This is a genomic window from Glutamicibacter bergerei (assembly GCF_054495185.1).
On record NZ_CM137131.1, the window covers coordinates 972,693 to 994,358 of the forward strand.

Here is a 21,666-nt window from a genome sequence, read left to right on the forward strand (position 1 = left end):
TTACCAACCCCCACGATGGCACTGAACTGCATCGTGGAGGTTTGTGTCTGTGGCTGCTTGCACAAATTGTTGGTCATCTTCGCACCACTTACACCGGGTTAGTGTTTTATGTCACGCGAGGCGACGGAATTGATTTATCGAAACACTCGTTGGAGTAGATGAAGCGTCAGCTTTATTTACTTTTCGATTCGCTAAATAGGAGCAACATAATATGGCTACTAAGGTCCTTACCCTGGTCGGTTCCCTTCGTGCAGGTTCAACAAATCAGCAGCTTGCTGAAGCAACCGTGTTGAACTCACCAGAAGGCGTTGAAGTCAGCGTTTACTCGGGCCTTGAAAGCCTTCCGTTTTACAACGAAGACCACGATGTTGAGGGTGCTGTGCCAGCAGCTGCTCAGGCGCTTCGCGCTGCAGCCGGTGAAGCAGACGCGCTCTTGCTGATTTCCCCTGAATACAACGGCACCATGCCAGCGGTACTAAAGAACGCCATCGATTGGCTGTCCCGTCCCTTCGGCACTGGTGCTGTGAAGGACAAGCCATCTGCGGTCATTGGTACCGCTTTCGGCCAGTACGGCGGCGTATGGGCTCAGGATGAGGCTCGCAAGGCACTGACCATCGCCGGAGCAAACGTTTTGGAAGACGTAAAACTTTCCATCCCTAACTCTGTTGTTCGTTTTGCTGAACTTCACCCGAAGGATGACGCCGAAGTTGTTGGGCAGGTTGCCGAAGTACTGGCAAACATTCGCACGGTAGCCGAAGCTAACTAAGTTTTTATTCGTGAATTTGCGAGAAAAGCCACGGCCTCGTCGTGGCTTTTCTCGCATCCTTACCACTAGCACGCCAGACGGTGCGATACTTGGTATAGAAAAACCTACAATCACTTCGGAGGCATCCATTGACGTCGGTCAAACTCGGCATGCCGGCGGCACCACCGCCGGTAATTACTCCACGTCGTAAGACTCGTCAGTTTAATGTCGGCAGTGTGGGCATCGGTTCGAACTCGCCCATCAGCGTACAGACGATGACTACCACCAAGACTTATGACATCAACGCAACTTTGCAGCAGATCGCCGAGGTGACGGCCGCCGGTTGCGATATCGTGCGCATCGCATGCCCGACCGATAAAGATGCTGAGGCGTTGCCGATTATTGCGATGAAATCGCAGATCCCGGTCATTGCTGACATCCACTTCCAGCCGAAGTATGTTTTTGCTGCGATCGAGGCTGGCTGCGGAGCTGTTCGTGTAAACCCAGGCAACATTCGCAAGTTTGATGACCAGGTCAAAGAAATCGCAGCTGCTGCGAAAGATCACGGTACCTCGATCCGTATCGGTGTCAACGGTGGATCGCTGCACCCGAAACTGCTGAAAAAGTATGGCAAGGCGACCCCAGAAGCATTGGTCGAATCAGCCATTTGGGAAGCTTCCCTCTTTGAAGAGCATGGGTTCCACGACTTTAAGATTTCGGTCAAGCACAGCGATCCGGTCATCATGGTTCGTGCCTACGAGCTTTTGGCTGAATCTGGAGATTGGCCCTTGCACCTAGGTGTGACCGAAGCAGGTCCTACCTTCCAAGGAACTATCAAGTCGTCTGTGGCCTTCGGTTCCTTGCTCTCGCGTGGCATTGGTGACACTATTCGTGTCTCGCTCTCGGCCCCTCCGGTCGAAGAGGTCAAGGTGGGCAACCAAATTCTTGAATCGTTGAACTTGCGTCCCCGTAAGCTCGACATTGTTTCCTGCCCATCGTGTGGTCGTGCACAGGTCGACGTTTACACGTTGGCTGAAAAGGTCACCGCTGGCCTAGAGGGTATGAAGGCTCCCTTGCGCGTTGCAGTGATGGGTTGTGTTGTCAACGGCCCAGGCGAGGCTCGTGACGCTGACCTTGGAGTTGCTTCCGGTAACGGTAAGGGACAGATCTTCGTCAAGGGCGAGGTCATCAAGACCGTCCCCGAAGACCAGATTGTCGAAACTCTCATTGAAGAGGCTAATCGTTTAGCTGAACAGATGGATCTGGACAATGACGAGAATCCTACCTCGGGTTCTCCCGTGGTCTCCGTCAGCTAGACAGAGCCCACCGGGGGAAGTTCGAGTGTTGGGCCGCAGGGACACTGCGGCCCTACTCGCATTGCTTGATCAAGACCCTGTCGCCAATATCTTTACTCGTTCCCAGCTTGCTCTGCACCGTTCTGCCGTCCCAGATGGGTTCGCGCACTTGCTGGGCATTAACGGCGAGGACGGGTTGGAATCAGCCTGCTGGGTGGGTGCAAATATTGCGCCTACCGCCATGAGCAATGAACATGCTCGTGCCTACGCCCAATATGCGTTAGACACAAGACAACGCTTCGCTTCGGTGTTCGGACCAGCGCAAACCGTCTTGGCTATGCGTGAAGTGCTTGCTACCGGTCCGCAAGATTTTTTTGACGTACGAGAAAATCAACCAATGATGAGTATCCGCCGCCGTTCTGAAGCGGTGGCGATACGTTCGCTGCGTGTGGCTACTTTGCAGGACTTTGACCTCGTCTTACCGGCCAGTGCTGCCATGTTTGAAGAGGAGCTCGGATATTCTCCGTTAGAAAATGGCGGAGGGTACTACCGCAGCCGGGTACGCCAGTTGATTCGTGAAGGCCATACGCTCATCGACACTGATGAATACGGTGAGATCATCTTCAAAGCGGATCTGGGCACGGTCACCACTGCTGCAGTGCAGATTCAGGGAGTGTGGATCAGTCCCCGATATCGAGGTCAGGGCATGTCCGCTGGATATATGGCGGCCACGGTTGCTTACGCCCTACGATTTGCTCCAACTGTCAGTCTCTATGTCAACGACTTCAACCAAGCTGCTATCAGGTCCTACGAACGCGTTGGTTTTGAGCAGGTTGGAACTTTTGCAACTATCCTCTTCTAGCCCCTAAATACGGCCTTCTGTCACCTTCTATGGTCACAATCCACGATGAGTAGGCTCCCGTCTTCTAGACTCGAGGACAGTAACTATCGTGACGGGAAATTCTGTGGCTCTAGCCAGACGCACCAAACTCTACTTTGTCTCGGGGCTTTGCCTCGCCGGACTGTTGCTTAGCGGATGCAGCACACCGGCTGAACCGACCGAAGAAACTTCCGGCACCGCTTTGCAAATTAACGCAGACGAACTTGAAAATCATTTGAAGGAATTCGTCAAAGATGATTCCAAGGCAGAGGTCATTTCTGACGCGAAATTGCGGAAGAGCATCCCAGAAGCCCAAGCATGGATTGAAGGGCTGAGCGTATCGCCGAGTAAGTGCGGTGTTACCTTTGCTGCCCCGGTTACCGAACAGCTAGCAAATTCAAAAATGGCAGCGGTACAGTTTGATGACCGTTATCTAACGGTAGCCGTCTACCAAGAAGTCCAAGCACTAAAAAACCAGTGGGAAAGCGAATCGAAAGCTAGTGGTGAATGCGCTAGATACTCGGTGACCATTGATGGAAAAACACGTGCTTATCATTTGGCGAAACAGTCTTTGAAGACCAAAGCCGAGCTAAACGACGCATATGTGGTTACCAGCAGTGACGGATCGACGACGCAACAGCAGCTGGTAATCCGTGCCGCTCGTGGCAACGTCATGATTAGTTTCCAGCAGCAAACCTCGGCGAAACAGACTCAAGAACAACTTCAACATGGCGCAGAACGTATAGACGCGCTGTTTGAGCAACTCGAATAGCCTTTTATTGGCTTCACAAAATCTTGTACTTCCAGCCCGGCTGTAGCCCGTGGCACATTCTAAGGATGACCAATGACTAAACGTTCCCTATGGATACTTCCCCTGGCTGCGATGCTGGCCCTGAGCGGTTGTTCCTCAAGCGGTGGGGACGATGCGGCATCCTCCGCACCGAGCTCCCAGCCGTCGCAGCAACAAGAGCCGAAGTCAGGTAAGACGCTGTCAGCAGACCAGGTTGAGAACGTGGTCACTAAGTTGGTGGGGGATGACTCTTCAGCCCAGATCTTGGACAACGAGGTAATGAAACCCCAGTTGGAACAGGCTAAGAGCATGTCTGGTGCGAGCGGAATCAAACCTGAAAAATGTGCCAAAGAGCAGGAAAAATATAGCGTCACCGACCTGACGGGGACTGTAGCGGCTTCAGCCACAGTCCAAGGTGACGCTACCGGTAAAGTAATCCAAATTTTCTCGATTACGGATGACGCCACGCGCACAAAGATCTCAGAGGCCTTAAAGTTACCTAATATAGATGGCTGCGAAACCATCACGGTGAGTGTTTCTGGGCAGGATGTCAACGCGGACAGACAGATCCTGAAGCTTGATTCCACTGCGAATCAGTCACTGACCATGGCTACGCAGATGAAAGTCGGGGCAGATCAGCACTTGAATTCCGTCGCGGTTCAAGCCCTTGAAGGAAACAACTTCGTACTGGTGACTTTTTCTAGCGGTACTGTGGAAGCGCCATTACTTGCCGGTGAAGCAATGCAGCTAGCGGATCAAGCATTTGAGGAAATCAAAGCACTGCAATAAATGCGAAGTGCTTCTTTATTTCTAACCTATGTCCAAATGCGGAAATTGAGACAGTAACTCGGGATACGGTGTGGAGCCTGAAAAATTACTTTGGGTACTCCTACTTGCCCAGTGTGAATTTTCGGATTCCTCAAGCAAGTTCCAGAGCCTTTTTGCGTGAAGCGTTGTCGTTGTAGTGAAGTGAAGCGTTTGACGAAATCAAATCGGTGCAATAAACCCACGAATGTCTTTTATTTCTAACCAATATTCAAATACAGTGGAAGCGACAGCTACTCGACGTGAGGATTGAATCATGAAAAAACGCTCACTGTGGTTACTTCCACTTGCTGGCGCGCTCGCTCTAACGGGTTGTGCCGATGCGGGCACGGATGCTCCCGCAGCCTCGGGGGACGCCCAGGCTACACAGGAAGCCGTAGCGGCAGAACCTTTGGACGCGGCTGCAGTCAAGACGATTGTCGAAAAGCTTGTGGCTGATGAATCCGGCGCACAGGTCATCGATAGTGCCGCGATCGCTGAGTCCCTGCCTCAGGCCAAAAAACTGGTCGAGAGCATGAAGATCGAACCAGCTGAATGTGCCGATCTAGTTGTTCAGCAAAGCTCGCTAGATATCACGGGCATTAACATGGCTACGGCCATCGTTGCCGGTGAAAAGACTGGCGAATCAACCAGCTACAGCGTTGCATCCTACGAGGATGACGCTAAGCTGGCGACGGCCAAGAAGGCTGCGGAAACTAAGGATCTACAGGGGTGCGATAAGTTCTCCATGGAGATGCAGGGCATGAAGCTGAACGCTACTGCCGAAATTCTCGATGCTACTTCGGATGCGGACCTGACTGTCGCCACCAAGTCGAATATTTCGATGGATGGCAAGGAGGTTCCCATGGGCAGCCTGACGCTTCAGGGCTTCGTTGGCCCGAACATGGTTTCTGTCGCCTACTCTGGCGAGGTCGAAGACGAGAAAACCAAGCTAGATGAACTAACAAAAGAATTGAATGTGGCTGTTGCCGAGCTGAACAAGGCTCAGTAGTTACAAAAGTTCTCATGAATGCCGCTTGTGCCCGCTGAAGGGTTCAGGCGGCATTTTTGGTCTGCGGAGAACTAACTAAATAGTTGATAGCACCGGTCGCCACACAGAATCCGGGCTACAGAACGTAATTTAGAGAAAATCCTTCTCATCCAATGCGCTGCGTGACATTCTCAATAAATGACTGTGAACCGCCGCCACTCCGAAGCGACATATCAAGCAGCGCTAACTGCCGGTGAAGATCCTATGATCAAGGCGAGAGATCTCAAAGCCCTGCATCAGCGGTGGGCAGAAGGAACACAGATTCCCTCAGTGGTTCGTCCGGTGGTCGCACGTTCTTGGGGGCGGGCCGGGGCGCAGGTAAACGACATTGTTCCTTTGGCGGCAGTTGCCTTGCAGGAGCGGAGGGAATCAAACGACGAATTGAGTTCGCTAGTGGGTCTTTTTAAAGATCGGCTCCTTCCGCTTGCTACGCAGGCTGGCAATCAACTCGTGATTTCCGACAGCCAAGGATACGTGCTCTGGGTACTTGGTCCCTCGATGGTTCGTCGACGCAGCGACGGAATCGGATTTGTCGCCGGTGCAAGGTGGCGTGAAAGCGATGTGGGAACCAACGGTATTGGGGCCGCTATGGCTGAGCGGGCGCCAGTGCAAATCTTTGGGCCAGAGCATGCCCGTGAAGAACAACATTCCTGGGTGTGCACCTCGGCGCCACTGAGCAATCCAGGAAACTCTTCTCTAGTCGGTGCGGTGACCTTGGCCGGGTCATATCGGACAGCACACCCACACTCTTTGGCACTGGTTTCCTCGGTGGCGCGTGAAGCGCAATCGGTCCTACGTACCGAGCATCTGTTACGGATGCAACGTCTCGAATTAACAACTTCACTGCCAGAAACTGAATATCTGTTAGTGGATACTCAGGGCTCAGTGGCCACGTCTCGGGGCTATGACGTTGACGGAAGGATCTCGATCCCCGCCGGAATGGAGGAAGGACGACAATGGGTTGCTGGTGTTGGTGCCGTGGACGTGCAACGTATCTTGGGTGGTTGGCTGTTGCAGCGCGCACATGAAGAGATCACTCTGGAACTCAACGATTCGCTGATTCACCAGGCGGTTGTGCATAGCACCAGCGGACCAACGCGTATTGGGCTCAGTGCCAAGCATTGGCAAATTGTGCAACTTCTGGCGGCCTGTCCAACGGGTGTAAGTTCCGTGACGTTGCAGAATCTATGGCCGGCAGGCACTGCTAGCGTCACGATTCGTGCGGAACTCTCACGGTTGCGCGCTAAGCTGCCTGGGCTGATCGCCTCCAGACCTTATCGGTTGGTAGTTCCAGTAATTCGGGGGGGTCTAATTTGATGGTTGCAACCTATTGCAACACTTTCTTTTTGTGATCCAGCTCATAGCCTTGCTTCAGCGCGGCAATATTGCCGCATCATTTCCCGGACTCCCGAAGAATTGAAGTGATGAGAATGGCGAACAACGATCCGCTAACGCAGGCTCAACAGTGGTGCCAAGACCTGCAGCGAACACTTGACGCAGGGGATGTTCAAGAAGCCGTGCAATTGTTCGATGACGAATGCTACTGGCGAGACCTCACCTCCCTGACTTGGAACCTGCACACCAGCGAAGGGCGGGAAGACATTGCGAAGATGCTACTGGGAGTCGAACGCGGTGCCTGGCCGCGAAATCTGGAGATCACCAGTGCTGCGGATGCTGACGGGGTCATAGAAGCTTGGTTTACCTTTCACAACGATGCCTTTGAAGGTCTTGGGCTCCTTCGCTTACGTGATGGTCGTTGCTGGACCTTGCTCAGTACCGCGCAGTCACTGCGCGAACATCCCGAACCTGCCGGCGCCCGCCGTGAACTGGGGGCGGAGCACGGTTCGAGCATGAGCAAAGAAAATTGGTTGGACCGCCGTATCGCTGAACAGCAATCGCTAGGAATCACCGAGCAGCCCTACACGCTCATTATCGGTGGGGGACAAGGAGGCATTGGTTTGGCCGCCCGGCTCAAACGGATGGGCGTTCCAGCACTGGTTATCGACAAGCTGGCGCGACCAGGTGACCAATGGCGTTCGCGGTACCATTCACTGGCCCTGCATGACCCAGTCTGGTATGACCATATGCCTTACATCCAGTTCCCCGATCACTGGCCAGTATTCACTCCCAAAGACAAAATGGGCGACTGGTTGGAAAGCTACACAAAGCTCATGGAACTGAATTATTGGTCACTGACCGAAGCAACCAGCGCCAGGCAAGATCCAGAAGGGGAAGGGTGGATCGTAGAGGTTGAACGTGATGGCGTGCCTCTGACTTTACGCCCCACGCAGTTGGTAATCGCCACGGGAATGTCGGGTATTCCTAATGTCCCGCAATATCCTGGAACTGAAGTATTTACCGGCGAGCAGAACCACTCATCACAACATGCCGGCGGTGAACGATTTGCAGGTAAGAACGTGGTGGTGATTGGTGCTAATAATTCCGCGCATGACATCTGCGCGGATCTAGTTCAAAACGGTGCGCACCCCACCATGGTGCAGCGTTCGAGCACGCACATTGTTCGATCGGAGTCGCTGATGAACAACGTACTCGGCCCACTATATTCTGAGGAAGCTTTAGCTGCGGGAATTGACCATAATCAAGCAGACCTGATCTTTGCCTCTATCCCATATAAGGTTCTTCCCGAGTTCCATAAGCCGGCCTTCGCCCAGATTCGCGAGCAAGACGCAGATTTCTACCAATCCCTAGAGGACGCAGGGTTTGACCTCGACTTCGGAGATGACGACTCGGGACTGTTTTTGAAGTACTTGCGTCGTGGCTCTGGCTATTACATCAACATCGGTGCCAGCGAGCTGGTTGCCGACGGCTCTATTGCACTGGCCAAAGGGGAAGTGTCTCACCTGACGGAAAACAGTGTAGCGCTGGTCGATGGAACTGAACTGCCAGCTGACGCTGTCGTCTACGCCACCGGTTACGGTTCGATGAACGGTTGGGCAGCTCGACTGATCTCGCAAGAAGTTGCTGACGAAGTCGGCAAATGCTGGGGACTTGGCTCAGACACTGCTAAAGATCCCGGACCATGGCAGGGAGAATTGCGCAATATGTGGAAACCCACCAAGGTCAAAAACCTGTGGTTCCACGGTGGGAATCTGCACCAGTCACGGCACTACTCCAAATATTTGGGCTTGCAACTCAAGGCTAGATACGAGGGCATTTCCACCCCGGTATATGCGCTCGCCGAGACGTATCACCGATCCTGAGTTCTGCTCCTTCTGAACCTCGGTTAAGGCGGGCCCGGAGAAATTACGCACTGTGTACTTTCTCCGGGCCCGCTGTGCATGCGCTGAATTCGTGCTGAGGGTCTTTATCCTGAATTTCATTTGAAATAGAGTGGGCTGAATACTATTTTCAGAATCAATGAATATGTCGTCAAAGAAGTGCTAACTGGACGGGCAGACGTCCTCTTCAAGGTAGTGAGAGCTTAGGCAACTTAAAATGGCCGCAAGTCGTTTTTCAGAGAATTAGGGCTGTTGGGTTCCTCTCACCCAATGACTCCGGGATTTTGTCATCCGAGCATCAAAGTCTTTTCAAACTCACACCAAAAAGTGACCGAAGAAACGCTAAAACAGGTTCTAGTAGCAAGGATCAATAAGATGGAACCGAAGAACGAGGTTATTAGCATGTAGAAAACGGCTCCGCCGAGGTCATTTATAGGCCGTTGTCGGCGAAACCCGATCTCGCATATCCCTTGAATTTATTGGCAAGTGGCGGGAAGCGGTAGGATTGAAGATGGTCGAGATTGTGGCCGAAACCCATTTGATTTTGCATAGCTGGTCGGCACCCGAAAACGCCTCGGGAGTCGACGGACGGAAAAGGACGCCCCCGCGTGGTTTTGAAGCTTTCCACCCTGTTCCTGCGCACCTTGCGCGAAGATCCCGTTGAAGCAGAAGTAGACAGCCATAAGCTGCTAGTTCGTGCCGGGTATATTCGCCGCGCAGCACCGGGCATTTACACCTGGCTGCCACTGGGCTTGAAGGTGCTTGCTCGGGTAGAGGCCATTGTTCGTGAAGAAATGAACGCCATTGGCGCTCAAGAAGTTCACTTCCCGGCATTGTTACCGCGTGAACCTTATGAGCAGACCGGTCGCTGGACCGAATACGGCGAAGGCCTGTTCCGTCTGAAGGACCGTAAGGGAGCCGATTACCTACTGGCTCCAACCCACGAGGAAATGTTCACCTTGTTGGTCAAGGACTTGTACTCCTCCTACAAGGACCTTCCGGCGTACCTGTACCAGATTCAGAATAAGTACCGTGACGAAGCTCGTCCACGTGCCGGTCTGTTGCGTGGTCGCGAATTCATCATGAAGGATTCTTACTCCTTCAACATTGATGATGAGGGCCTAGACGAAGCTTATGTTGCGCACCGAGGCGCCTACGTCCGAATCTTCGAACGTTTGGGCCTTGAAGTTGTTCCTGTCTTCGCGCAGGCCGGTGCCATGGGTGGGTCCAAGTCTGAAGAATTCTTGCACCCAACAGCTGTTGGCGAAGATACCTTCGTGCGTTCGCCAGGCGGTTATGCCGCGAACGTCGAGGCAGTGACCACCGTGGTTCCAGAAGCAATTGATTTCAGCGATGCAGCGGCCTTCGAAGTGCTGGACACCCCAGATACTCCAACCATCGAGACCTTGGTTGAGGTGGCTAACCAGCTGCGCCCGCGCGCCGAAGGCCAATGGACCGCAGCTGACACCCTGAAAAACGTTGTTGTCGCTGTCATTGATCCAGAAGGCAACCGTCACGTGGTTGTTATCGGTATACCAGGTGACCGTCAGGTCGACTTTAAGCGTGCCGAAGCAACCATCGGCCTTGCGTTGGAGATCAACGGAGAAGTAGCTGTCGAAGCGGCTAACGCCGAAGACCTTGCGAAGCACCCGGAACTGATCGCAGGCTACATTGGCCCAGGCAACGGACTAGATCAGCAGGTACTTGGTACCGAAGCTTCCAGTGGCATCATCTACCTAGTAGATCCACGCGTTGTTTCCGGAACCACCTGGATTACCGGCGCCAATGAAAAGGGCAAGCATGTCTTCGGGCTTGTGGCTGAACGTGACTTCTCCTTTGACGGCACCATCGAGTCAGTCAAGGTCCGCGAAGGCGACCCAGCGCCGGACGGTTCTGGACCGCTACGTACCGAACGCGGTATCGAAATGGGACATATCTTCCAGCTCGGCCGTAAGTACGCTGCATCCCTGGACCTGAAGGTCCTGGACAAGAATGGCAAGCTTTCCGTAGTCACCATGGGTTCCTACGGAATCGGTGTCACCCGTGCGGTGGCGGCGCTGGCAGAGGCTTATCATGATGAGAATGGTCTGGCATGGCCTAAGCAGGTTGCTCCGGCTGACATCCATATTGTGGTGACAGGTAAGGGCGAAGAGCTTTTGGCAGCAGCCGACAAGCTCGCCAAGGAATTCGAAGCTAAGGGTATGGAGGTCATCTTTGATGACCGTCCGAAGGTCTCCGCTGGTGTGAAGTTCTCTGATGCAGAGCTCATCGGTGTGCCAACCATCGTGGTGGTTGGCCGCGGACTTGCCGACGGAGTTGTTGAGGTCAAGGACCGTGCGACCGGCGAACGCCGCGACGTGGCAGTGACCGATGTCGTGGAGGAATTGACCGCTTAACACCGGTGCGTTTCATCAGCAATAAATGAATAGAGGTAGCAGCGCGGTGCCGGAGATTCTTTCCTTTTTGTCACTTGACGGTCTTGAATTCAACTGGACGTCGCTGATCCTGCTTTTGCTAGCGGGATTTGCGGCCGGTTGGATTGATGCGGTTGTCGGTGGTGGTGGGTTGATCCAGTTGCCCGCGCTGCTGCTTTTTCCCGGAATGAGCCCGGTACAGGCCTTAGCTACGAATAAGTTGGGCTCAATTTTTGGCACAACAACCAGCGCCATTACGTATTACCGGCGAACTAGTCCTGATCTAAAGACCGCTATCCCCATGGCGTTGATGGCGATGCTTGGTGCTTTCGGGGGAGCAGCCATTGCAACGGTCCTTCCGGAACAGTGGATCCAGCCGATTATTATTGCCGCCCTCGTCGCGGTGTTGGCCTTCACTATCTTCAAACCCGCGGCCGGCGAGCTGAGTAAGCTGCGATACCGCGGCAGCGGACACTATTTGCGAGCTATTCTGATCGGCTTGATTATTGGCGGTTATGACGGCATGGTTGGCCCGGGAACCGGTTCCTTCTTGATCATTGCCATGGTTACGGTGCTCGGCTACAACTTCTTGCAGTCTTCCGCCAAAGCAAAAATCGTCAATCTAGCCACCAACTTCGGCGCCTTGGTGTTGTTCATTCCGGCGGGGCATGTCGTTTTCGGACTCGGCTTGGCACTGGGCGTGATGAATATGGCCGGCGGTTACCTCGGTGCGCGGATGGCGATTTCTAAGGGCAGTAAATTCATCCGAATCATCTTCGTGATCGTGGTGTCCGCATTAATTCTCAAATTGGGCTCCGACATGATCTTCGCCTAGGATCGGCGTCTACGGCGCAAGACCTGAACCTGGTATGTGACCGTGTACGAGTTTACCCACTGCTCAGCGCCTGATCAGCTGGTATTCGTGGTTTACCTAGTTCTGCCGGTAACCCCGGTGAGTCAATTCTTCTGGGACTCGGCGCGCGAGGCTCGACACCTCTCTGCACTTCTGCGGCTCGCCTGACATCCAGTGAGTAAGCGCTGCGTGACCGGCGCGGAGGCTGTGAACGGTCCTTGAGACCGGTACCGCTCTGAATTGCCCGAAACGTGAATTGTTGTCGTCCTGTGGTATCCGAATGGCATGGATATTCACGATGGCCTGGATGTTTGTCCGGCAGTATTGCAGAAGCGCAATCGACTTTGTTGGTTAACCAAAAATTGCCGGTTCGCGCAGTGGGCGAACCGGCAAAATGTGGAGGCAGCGTCCCCATGCTGCCTTACCTAGAATTGCTACTAATCAACCTTGACCCATCCCCATAGGCCAGAAGAGTACAGAAGTCCGAACCCATCGCATTGCCGCAATGGGCTGTTCCCGCCGACTTGGTTTGCTTAGAGGCGAACGTCTTCTAGGACGTTGTGGTGGCAACTTTCGTATCCACGCCACCATATCTCTTCAGGAAAAATGAATTGATGTGGTGTTGGATTAAGCCTCTCAAGTAACTGCCGGACCGTCGTCATACCAGGATGGTATGTTTCCGAAGCAACCTCGCAGGTTCATCCTGGGATGCGGTCGTCAGGCTTGGCGAAACCCGAACGGTAGGCCATCGCCACCGCGGCCGCTCGATCGCGGGAACCGGTCTTGAATAGTATCCGCGCCACATGGGTCTTCACCGTGGCTTCGCTGAGCACCAGATAATCTCGGATCTCTTGGTTGGACATGCCGGTCGCTACCAAACGAAGCACTTCCTGCTCACGAGGAGTAAGCATGAGCGCCGGGTTGGGAAGGTCCGTGCTGACGGCGTGCAGACGCTGGACGAGCCTGGTGGCAGCCGTGGCATCAAGCCAGGTCTCTCCCGCGGAGACCCGACGGATCGCCACGGCGATCTCGGTAGGGGATGCATGCTTGAGTAAGTATCCGCTGGCGCCGGCCTGGAGCGCTCGGATCACAATGTCCTCGTCGTCAAAGGTCGTCATGATCAGCACGCGTACCAGCCGGTCCTCGTTCTCACGGGTCTCAGCAATCAGTCTCTTGGTCGCGGTGATTCCGTCCATTCCCGGCATCCGGACGTCCATCAGGACCACATCCGGGCTGTAACGCCGGCTCAGCTTGATGGCTTCGTCTCCCGAGCCGGCATCGCCGATAATCTCAAGATCTGCTTCGGAAGCGAGCAGCATGGAAATTCCCGCGCGAACCATGGGCTGATCATCGACAATCAAAACCCGGGTCTTGCGCAGGGGGTCGCCAGCGGACGCGGCGGATTCGGCGAGCATGCTCACGGTGAATCTACTCCTCTTCGAATTCAACTGCTGGACGGTTCACGTTCATGCTGCTGTCATTGCTCACCGGCAGGACCGCCTTGAGCAGGAAGCCATTCTTCGTCGGGCCGCTTTGCAGGATGCCACCGCTTACGGTGATTCGTTCGCGCAATCCCAGAAGCCCGAATCCGCCCGACTCTGCAGGCTCCTGGGCGATACCTGAGACCGAACAAACCTCGACGGTGAGTTTTTGCTCGCTCCAATCCAACTCCACCGCAGCACGCGCTCCTTGGCCAGCATGGCGCATCACATTTGATAGTCCTTCCTGCACTACCCGGTACGCCGCGTGAGCGATACTTGGGTCCAGCGGGCGCTGTGATCCGGTGCTGCGTAAACGTACCTCAAATCCCGCTGCGCGGACCGGGTCTATCAGCTCCTGAATGTCTTCCACGCCTTGGGGCCGCATTTTGGCTTCGTCGTTTTCGCTGCGAAGAATCCCTAAGAGGCGATGCAGTTCGCGCACGCTCTGCTCGGCCGTGGATTGGATGTCTCCAAGGACGGCATCGATATCGATGTCGCGTGACCCGGTGCGTTGCACGGCGCGTACCCCGGCGGTTTGCAGCACGATGGCTGTCAGCGAATGGGCGACGCTGTCGTGCAGGTCGCGGCTGATGCGCAGGCGCTCCATGGCGGTGGCTTCCTCGCGCGCACTTTTAGCCCATACCCGTTCGGTGCGGATGCGGTGCTCGTAGCGGTACATTGCCACACCGGCGGCCCACGTGGCCAGCATGAGAACCGTCCAAAACAACACACCGTAGAGGAAGAGGTGCTGGTTCTTCATCAGTTCCAGCTTCGCCGCGGCGGACGAGCACGCAAGGATGGGAACCACCGCGCCAAGCAGCGCATATGCCGCCTGACGGCGCGGAAGGAGTCGAGCCATATTAAACAATGCGACGCAAAACCCCACCATGGTCGGCGCTGCCGGAACGTAGAGGCATCCCACACTGAGTACCAGCAGGACCAGATAACCAGGAATGGGGGAACGCGTGATGACCAAGGACGAGTAACCTAATACCCCGATGGTGATGATAATCCAATGCGGAACGTAGCCTTCAAAGACCGTAGCGTTTTCTCCGGCCCAGATCATCATGTCGATGCCCAAAGCCACCAGGGCGATGAGCAGACGCCGGTAAAAGTATTTGTTTAACATCCGGGCAGGAAAGGAAAGAGGACGCACCATGGGGGAAGTGCGACTTCTCCGTCCCCAAGAAGCTGGTGGAAGCCTGGCGGGTAGGCCTGAGCTGTGACCGGAAGGGTTCCGTCGGGGAGCACCAATGCGGTCAGCGGTTGCCACTGATCGATGGCTGAGGTGTTCTCATAGCACGCCAGGATCTGCACTGGCTGCCCATTGAACTCGGTGATCTGCCGTGGGCTGAGCCCTCCGGCAAAAACCAGCACTGTATCGCTACGGATGCCCCATACGGTGAGAAGCAGGCCAGACTCGAGAAGCAAAGGATATGGTTTGGCCTCGGGGGCGTTGCGCTGGCCCGCGGGCTGACTTGATGAATCGCTGCCGCGTTCGTCGTCGGGTGAATCTGGCACGGTGTGCTCCTCGGGATCTTTAAAACTGACTGTATCGTCTCACGAGTCATTGCCCAGATACATCATGCTGGGACGGTACTTGTGTTCGTCCAGAGGAAAACCAGGAGCGGAAATCCTGAGGGGATTTGGGATCCTAGGCGCCGGGTTTAATAAGCTGCGGGTCCAGCCCGCGTTGACGCTGACCCAGCAGGACCTGCCAGGTGGTATTCGCCAAGGTGTCCTGTGCCCGCTCGCTGGCTGCACCGGAGGCCAGCGCCAGTGCGCCGGCGAAGTCTTCTTCGGCGCCCTCTGCAACGGCTGCCAAATCCTTAAGACCTTCTTGAGGCAAGACGTAAGCTGGTTGCCTCAGGTCCGCGCAGTCAGCAGGCAGCACGGAGCGTACCGCGCGAAGTTCCGCGCTGAGTTTGGTGCGGCGCTCTTCAATTTCGGGTGCTTGTTCCCTGGAGCCGCGTGCCGCCTGCAGCTGCAAGGCGTAGTCCAAGGCATAACCACGATCTAACGCCCGGGCCACCAACACGTCATCGGTTAAAGCAGGATCGGTAATCTCGGAAGTAATGGGTAACAGTGTCAGATCTGACAGGCAGCCAACTGGCTCTCCTTCGGTATCACCGGCGCCGACAACCAGTGGGGTGGGAAGCTGATTAACCTTCTTTTGCGACTGCACCGTGCGCAGCGCGCTGCGCGCCTGAAGATTTGATTGGTATGCCAATTCGGTTAGTGCTCCGCCCAAGTGACTTTGGTCCGCAGGCAGAGTTGGGAGCACGGTACTGAGTTGTGTGACCTTCGCTGTGAGCTCGGAGAGCGCTGCCGGAGTGAAAGCTTGCGCCAATTCAACCTCGGGTTGGTCGTCAAAGCTCAGTTGTCCGGTCAGTTGCGCACCATAACTCAGGGTGGAACCTAGATCGTTGAGTGCCGGGGCGGTCTTCTTATCGGCCACCGCGGCCAGGGCTTTAGCTTGAGAGCCGAGATTCGCCAGCGTCGAGCCGTACTGCCATAACTGCCGTTGTTCGGCAGAACTGTCACGGATCTCTTCGGGCAGTCCACGATTTTCTAGACTTCCGCGAAATAGGCTCATCCCTATGCCCCAGGTGAGTCCTATGCAGAGCACTGCGGCAATAACCGGCGCAATCCACCCCGGCGCACGTTTGACTCGTGTACTGCGGTTAGATGCTGGCGGCGTGGAATTCTCAGTCATGGCGTATCGATCATGCCACGAAACACGGTGCAGAACCCGGCTCAAACTCGCCATCGGTGCGAATTGGGCGTGAGTTCTTTCACCTGAGGCCATTAAGCAGTTCTCATCTTGCGCGGGTGCATATACCCTTAAAGAACAACATCGAATAATGTGGGAGGATATCCATGACCGCTAAGCCGGCCGATACCGAACAAGAAGCGCTACGGTTGACGACTGTGCTTCAGAAGGAAGTGGAATCCCACGGGCTGGTCCTGGAAGAGGTCTCTGTGCGCCCCTCGGGCAAGCAGCTACTTGTCCAAGTCCTCGTCGACAAAGCCGAAGGCACCGAATCGGTGATCTTGGACGAACTGGGCGAAGTTACCACCACCATTTCAAATGCACTGGACAAGGACGCTAAATTTGCGTCCGCAGATCCTTATGAACTCGAAGTAAGCTCCCCAGGTCTTTCCCGTCCGCTGAGCCTGAACCGTCATTGGGTTCGCGCGAAGAACCGGATGGTGAAATTCACCCTGAGCGATGGCACCAAGCTGCGCGGCCGACTGACTGAGGTAATAGACACCGAAGTCGTGATTTCCGTACACCACGAGCCTGCTAAGAAGGGTATGAAGGTCAAGATTGATGATCCTAAGACCTTTGCCCTGTCTGACATCCGCAAGGCAGTCGTAGACCCGGAAATCAATTTCGACGACGCGCTGTTTGAAAATATTAATAACGAAGATTTGGAGGGCTAAGCGTGGATATAGATCTCGATGCGCTGCGCATCCTGGAAAAAGACCGCGACATCCCTATGGATGTGCTGATCCCTACCATTGAGTCGGCACTGTTGCTGGCTTACAACAAGACCGAAGGCGCTATGCCAGGTGCTCGCGCTCACATCGAGCCAAGCACCGGACACGTAGCGATCCTCGTAGAGGACCGCGACAATGCCGGCGTGCTGTTGGGCGAATTTGATGACACCCCGCACGGTTTTGGCCGCATTGCTGCCTCGACCGCACGCCAGGTCATCATGCAGCGTCTGCGCGAAGCCGAAGACGCAGTAGTTGTCGGGGAATACTCCTCACGTGTGGGTACCCTGATTTCCGGTGTGATCCAGCAGGGTCATTCCTCGCACATGGTGCAGGTCAAAATCGGTGACGTCGAAGCACTGTTGCCACCGGTTGAACAAGCTCCTGGCGAGCGTTACGTCCACGGTGCGCGACTGCGTTCCTACGTGGTGTCCGCCGAGCGCGGTACCAAGGGTCCGGCTATCACCTTGTCCCGTTCACACCCAAATCTGGTTCGTCTGCTCTTCGAAATGGAAGTTCCAGAAATCGCAGACGGCACCGTCGTGGTTGAGGCGCTGGCTCGCGAAGCCGGGCACCGCACCAAGATCGCGGTGCATGCCACTCAGGCCGGAGTGAACGCCAAGGGCGCTTGCATCGGTGAAATGGGTACCCGCGTGCGCTCGGTGATGAACGAACTTAATGACGAAAAGATCGACATCGTTGACTACAACGAAGATCCAGCGAGATTCATCGCGGCTGCATTGTCCCCATCGAAGGTTGTCTCGGTAGAGATCCTCGATGAAGATGAGCGTCGGGCTCGTGTTGTGGTTCCGGATAGCCAGTTGTCTCTGGCCATTGGCAAGGAAGGTCAGAACGCGCGTCTGGCCGCCAAGCTCACCGGCTGGCGTATTGACATCATTGCCGTCTCCGGTGGCAAGGAACCGCAGCTTTAAATAGCTGCTCTTCCGGACAGCAAAGAACGCTGCTTGGAAGAAAGATTTGCCTAGCACGTTTTTCAGCCTCGGTGTGCCTGTGATCTGAACCTCACGCACGCACCGAGGCTCAAACGCGCTAGACTAGTAGTTGGCTCGTTGACAAGTTGTGGAAGGTGAGGATGGCGCTCGCATGAAACTGCATCAGCAACGTACGTGCATTGGCTGTCGAACCATCACATCTCAAGATGAGCTACTCCGTTGGGTATTAAACCAGGAAGCGCCGCTACGCGGTGTGCAACTGGATCTTTCGGCCGCCGCCTCAGGGCGGGGAGCCTGGACCCATGGAACAGAAAAGTGTGTGCAGCATGCTGTGCGACGCAAGGCGTTTTCTCGAGCTTTTAGAAGCTCGGTGAATGATTCTTGCGTGGCACAGCAGTTCGCTGCATACGAAGATCAGTCGGCAAAAGGCCGGCTATCTGGCAATCATGATGAAAGCGGGTCAGAAATCTGATGGCAACCCGATGAGTCCGCTAAGTTGAGCGCACAACGATGAACAATCAGTTTTGCGTGATTAACCGTGCGACGGAAGAATTTCACGAATTACAACGTTGATCAGCCAGAACACCCAAGTCTTATTGAACCCGGGGTTCTAGCCGATCACATCGATACAGGAGAGATGTGGCTAAACCCCGCGTTCACGAGCTCGCTAAAGAGCTCGGAATTACTTCAAAAGAAGCATTGACTAAATTGCAGGATATGGGCGAATTCGTTCGTTCGGCATCCTCAACAGTCGAGCCTCCGGTAGCGCGCAAACTGCGCGAAGCCTTCCCAGGTTCGGCACCGGCTGCAAAGCCAGCAGGCGCAACGCCAGCACCACGTACCGGTGGCCCAAAGCCAGGTATGAAGCCAGCTCCGAAGGCCGCCGAAGCACCTGCTGCTAAGGCACCAGTTGCCCCGGCTGCGCCAGCTGCTCCGGCCGCTCCAGCGACCCCAGCAGCTAAGGCTCCAGAGGCAGCAGCCCCTGAAGCCCCCGCAGCTAAGGCTCCTTCGGCTCCGGCTCCAGGCGGTCCACGCCCCGGTCCAAAGCCAGCACCTAAGCCAGCAGGCACCCCACGTCCGGGCAACAGCCCATTCTCCTCACAGCAGGGAATGCGCTCAGCCGGCGACGAACGCCGTGGAAACCGCGAAGGCGGCAACCGTGCACCACGCCCACAGGGCGCCGGAGCCGGTGGCCCACGTCCAGGCGGTCCACGTCCGGGCAACTCGCCATTCTCTGCTCAGCAGGGCATGCGCGGCGAAGGCGGAACTGGCGGACCACGCCCACCACGCGAAGGTGGCGCACCAGGTCGCGGCCCACGCCCACAGGGCGCAGGCGGTCAGGGTACCGGCGGTCCACGCCCACCACGTGAAGGTGGCGCACCAGGTCGCGGACCACGCCCACAGGGTGCCGGCGGACAGCGTCCAGCCGGTGCCGGCGCGGGCGGTCCACGCCCAGCAGGCGCAGGAGCACCTCGTCCAGCAGGCGCTGGCGCAGGTGGCCCACGTCCGGGTGCCGCAGCAGGCGGCGCAACCCCACGCATGATGCCTAACCGCACCGATCGTCCGGCTCCAGCAGCCGGCGGTCGTCCGGGTGCCGGCGGACGCGGTCGCCCAGGCGGCGGCGGTCCAGGCGGTACCGGTGGCGCACCAGGTGCCGGTGGCGGATTCCGTCCAGGCGCACCACGTGGCCGTGGCGGCGTTGGCGGTGCCTTCGGTAAGGGCGGCGCAGGACGCGGCAAGCAGCGCAAGTCCAAGCGCGCTAAGCGCCAGGAATTGGAGCAGATGAGTGCTCCGTCGCTGGGCGGCGTAAACGTTCCACGCGGCAACGGGGCAACCGAGATCCGTATGCGCCGTGGCGCATCGATCACCGACTTCGCAGACAAGATTGGTGCCAACCCGGCAGCGCTTGTCACCGTACTGTTCCACCTTGGTGAAATGGCTACCGCCACCCAGTCCCTGGACGAGGCAACCTTTGAGGTCCTCGGCGCAGAGCTGGGCTACAAAGTTGCAGTGGTCTCCCCAGAGGACGAAGACAAGGAACTGCTCGAAGGCTTCGGCCTTGACCTTGACGCCGAACTTGAGGCTGAAGGCGAGGACGAGCTCGAAGAGCGCGCTCCGGTCATCACCATCATGGGTCACGTTGACCACGGTAAGACCCGTCTGCTTGACGCGATCCGCCAGTCCAACGTTATCGAAGGCGAGCACGGTGGTATCACCCAGCACATCGGTGCATACCAGATCGTCCACGCGCACGAGGACCGCGAGCGCGCGATGACCTTCATTGACACCCCGGGTCACGAGGCGTTCACCGCCATGCGTGCTCGTGGTGCCAAGGTCACCGACGTTGCCGTACTGGTTGTCGCAGCAGATGACGGCGTCATGCCACAGACCGTTGAGGCGCTGAACCACGCACAGTCCGCTGGCGTGCCAATCATCGTCGCGGTCAACAAGATCGATAAGCCAGCTGCAAACCCTGACAAGGTCAAGGGCCAGCTCGCCGAATACGGTCTGGTTCCCGAAGAATACGGTGGCGACACCATGTTCATCCACGTCTCCGCGCTGCAGCGTGAAGGTATCAACGAACTGCTTGACGCGGTGCTGTTGACCTCTGACGTGCTCGAACTGCAGGCAAACCCTGACAAGTCAGCCCGCGGTGTGGCCATTGAAGCGAACCTTGATAAGGGTCGCGGTTCGGTTGTCACCGTGCTGGTTCAGTCCGGTACCTTGGCAGTTGGCGACACCATGGTGGTGGGCACCGCCCACGGCCGTGTGCGTGCAATGTTCAACGAAAACGGCGAGAACCTCGACGTGGCCTTGCCTTCGCGCCCGGTCCAGGTCTTGGGCATGTCCTCGGTGCCTCGCGCCGGTGACGGCTTCTTGATCACCGATGACGAGCGTACCGCCCGCCAGATCGCTGACAAGCGCGAGACCGCAGAGCGTAACGCAATGCTGGCCAAGCGTCGTAAGCGCATCACCCTGGAAGACTTCGACCAGGCTGTGGCAGACGGCAAGATCGATACGCTGAACCTGATCCTCAAGGGCGATGCCTCCGGTGCTGTTGAAGCACTGGAAGACTCGTTGATGAAGATTGACGTGGGCGATGACGTGCAGCTGCGCGTGATCCACCGCGGCGTCGGCGCGATCACCCAGAACGACGTCAACCTGGCAACCGTTGATAACGCCATCATCATTGGCTTCAACGTGCGTCCGGCAGAGCGCGTGGCAGACCTGGCCGACAAGGAAGGCGTCGACATGCGCTTCTACTCGGTCATCTACTCCGCAATCGACGACATCGAGGCAGCCCTCACCGGTATGCTGAAGCCAGAATACGAGGAAGTTGCCCTGGGCAGCGCCGAGATTCGTATGGTCTTCCGCTCCTCGAAGTTCGGCAACATCGCAGGTTCGATCATCCGCTCCGGCACCATCAAGCGAAACACCAAGGCACGCCTGGTTCGCGATGGCAAGGTCGTGGGAGACAACCTGAATATCGATTCGCTGCGCCGCGAAAAGGACGACGTCACAGAGGTCCGCGAGGGCTTCGAATGTGGTATCGGCCTGGGCTCGTTCAACGACGTCAAGGAAGGCGACATCATCGAAACCTTCGAGATGCGCGAAAAGCCACGAGCTTAATCCTTAACTAAGTATCACGTGGGCGCTTGC

General features: G+C 56.1%; 18 protein-coding genes. 14 read left to right on the forward strand and 4 right to left on the reverse strand.

What is annotated here, in order from left to right; translation table 11 throughout:
• Window positions 1–211 precede the first annotated feature (211 nt).
• From ACX5K5_RS04525 to ACX5K5_RS04570, 10 genes are all read left to right on the forward strand, one after another.
• The gene (locus tag ACX5K5_RS04525) at window positions 212–766 is read left to right on the forward strand and encodes an NAD(P)H-dependent oxidoreductase (RefSeq protein ID WP_443449626.1); all 555 of its coding nucleotides are present in this window, start codon (window positions 212–214) and stop codon (window positions 764–766) included.
• A 128-nt stretch (window positions 767–894) separates the two neighbouring features.
• A complete protein-coding gene (ispG, locus tag ACX5K5_RS04530) occupies window positions 895–2,061 on the forward strand; it encodes a flavodoxin-dependent (E)-4-hydroxy-3-methylbut-2-enyl-diphosphate synthase (protein WP_096257874.1) in 1,167 nt (388 codons plus the stop codon).
• Window positions 2,062–2,086: 25 nt separating this feature from the next.
• Window positions 2,087–2,902 carry a GNAT family N-acetyltransferase gene (locus ACX5K5_RS04535; RefSeq protein ID WP_229677048.1) on the forward strand — a complete coding sequence of 272 codons (816 nt, stop codon included), beginning with the start codon at window positions 2,087–2,089 and terminating at the stop codon, window positions 2,900–2,902.
• Between the two features lie 88 nt (window positions 2,903–2,990).
• A complete protein-coding gene (locus ACX5K5_RS04540; protein WP_459175091.1) occupies window positions 2,991–3,692 on the forward strand; it encodes a VCBS domain-containing protein in 702 nt (233 codons plus the stop codon).
• 72 nt (window positions 3,693–3,764) lie between these two features.
• Window positions 3,765–4,499 carry a hypothetical protein gene (locus ACX5K5_RS04545; protein ID WP_459175092.1) on the forward strand — a complete coding sequence of 245 codons (735 nt, stop codon included), beginning with the start codon at window positions 3,765–3,767 and terminating at the stop codon, window positions 4,497–4,499.
• Window positions 4,500–4,791: 292 nt separating this feature from the next.
• On the forward strand, window positions 4,792–5,526 hold the full coding sequence (locus ACX5K5_RS04550; RefSeq protein WP_346059635.1) for a hypothetical protein: 735 nt from the start codon (window positions 4,792–4,794) through the stop codon (window positions 5,524–5,526).
• A gap of 243 nt (window positions 5,527–5,769) precedes the next feature.
• Window positions 5,770–6,882 (forward strand): GAF domain-containing protein, encoded by a 1,113-nt coding sequence (locus tag ACX5K5_RS04555; protein ID WP_459175093.1) that lies wholly within the window; start codon window positions 5,770–5,772, stop codon window positions 6,880–6,882.
• A 113-nt stretch (window positions 6,883–6,995) separates the two neighbouring features.
• Window positions 6,996–8,786 carry an NAD(P)/FAD-dependent oxidoreductase gene (locus ACX5K5_RS04560; protein WP_096257868.1) on the forward strand — a complete coding sequence of 597 codons (1,791 nt, stop codon included), beginning with the start codon at window positions 6,996–6,998 and terminating at the stop codon, window positions 8,784–8,786.
• A gap of 626 nt (window positions 8,787–9,412) precedes the next feature.
• A complete protein-coding gene (locus ACX5K5_RS04565) occupies window positions 9,413–11,200 on the forward strand; it encodes a proline--tRNA ligase (protein WP_096257867.1) in 1,788 nt (595 codons plus the stop codon).
• 25 nt (window positions 11,201–11,225) lie between these two features.
• Window positions 11,226–12,053 (forward strand): sulfite exporter TauE/SafE family protein, encoded by an 828-nt coding sequence (locus ACX5K5_RS04570; RefSeq protein WP_096257866.1) that lies wholly within the window; start codon window positions 11,226–11,228, stop codon window positions 12,051–12,053.
• 716 nt (window positions 12,054–12,769) lie between these two features.
• Here ACX5K5_RS04570 and ACX5K5_RS04575 read toward each other — a convergent pair.
• The 4 genes from ACX5K5_RS04575 to ACX5K5_RS04590 form a co-directional block, all read right to left on the reverse strand.
• The gene (locus ACX5K5_RS04575; protein WP_459175423.1) at window positions 12,770–13,486 is read right to left on the reverse strand and encodes a response regulator; all 717 of its coding nucleotides are present in this window, start codon (window positions 13,484–13,486) and stop codon (window positions 12,770–12,772) included.
• Between the two features lie 13 nt (window positions 13,487–13,499).
• Entirely contained in the window at window positions 13,500–14,711 is a 1,212-nt protein-coding gene (locus ACX5K5_RS04580) for a sensor histidine kinase (RefSeq protein ID WP_096257864.1), read from the reverse strand.
• On the reverse strand, window positions 14,675–15,073 hold the full coding sequence (locus tag ACX5K5_RS04585; RefSeq protein ID WP_459175094.1) for a hypothetical protein: 399 nt from the start codon (window positions 15,071–15,073) through the stop codon (window positions 14,675–14,677). The genes ACX5K5_RS04580 and ACX5K5_RS04585 overlap by 37 nt, the downstream gene beginning before the upstream one ends.
• A gap of 133 nt (window positions 15,074–15,206) precedes the next feature.
• A complete protein-coding gene (locus ACX5K5_RS04590) occupies window positions 15,207–16,268 on the reverse strand; it encodes a hypothetical protein (RefSeq protein ID WP_459175095.1) in 1,062 nt (353 codons plus the stop codon).
• A gap of 164 nt (window positions 16,269–16,432) precedes the next feature.
• Here ACX5K5_RS04590 and ACX5K5_RS04595 point away from each other — a divergent pair, with 164 nt between their 5' ends.
• The 4 genes from ACX5K5_RS04595 (at window position 16,433) to infB (ending at window position 21,636) form a co-directional block, all read left to right on the forward strand.
• Window positions 16,433–16,999, forward strand: a complete 567-nt coding sequence (locus ACX5K5_RS04595) for a ribosome maturation factor RimP (RefSeq protein WP_459175096.1) — start codon at window positions 16,433–16,435, stop codon at window positions 16,997–16,999.
• A 2-nt stretch (window positions 17,000–17,001) separates the two neighbouring features.
• Entirely contained in the window at window positions 17,002–17,985 is a 984-nt protein-coding gene (gene nusA / locus ACX5K5_RS04600; protein ID WP_096257860.1) for a transcription termination factor NusA, read from the forward strand.
• A gap of 172 nt (window positions 17,986–18,157) precedes the next feature.
• Window positions 18,158–18,478 carry a YlxR family protein gene (locus ACX5K5_RS04605; protein WP_096257859.1) on the forward strand — a complete coding sequence of 107 codons (321 nt, stop codon included), beginning with the start codon at window positions 18,158–18,160 and terminating at the stop codon, window positions 18,476–18,478.
• A gap of 167 nt (window positions 18,479–18,645) precedes the next feature.
• Complete coding sequence (infB, locus tag ACX5K5_RS04610) at window positions 18,646–21,636, forward strand: translation initiation factor IF-2 (protein ID WP_459175097.1); 2,991 nt, start codon at window positions 18,646–18,648, stop codon at window positions 21,634–21,636.
• The last annotated feature ends 30 nt before the right edge of the window (window positions 21,637–21,666 follow it).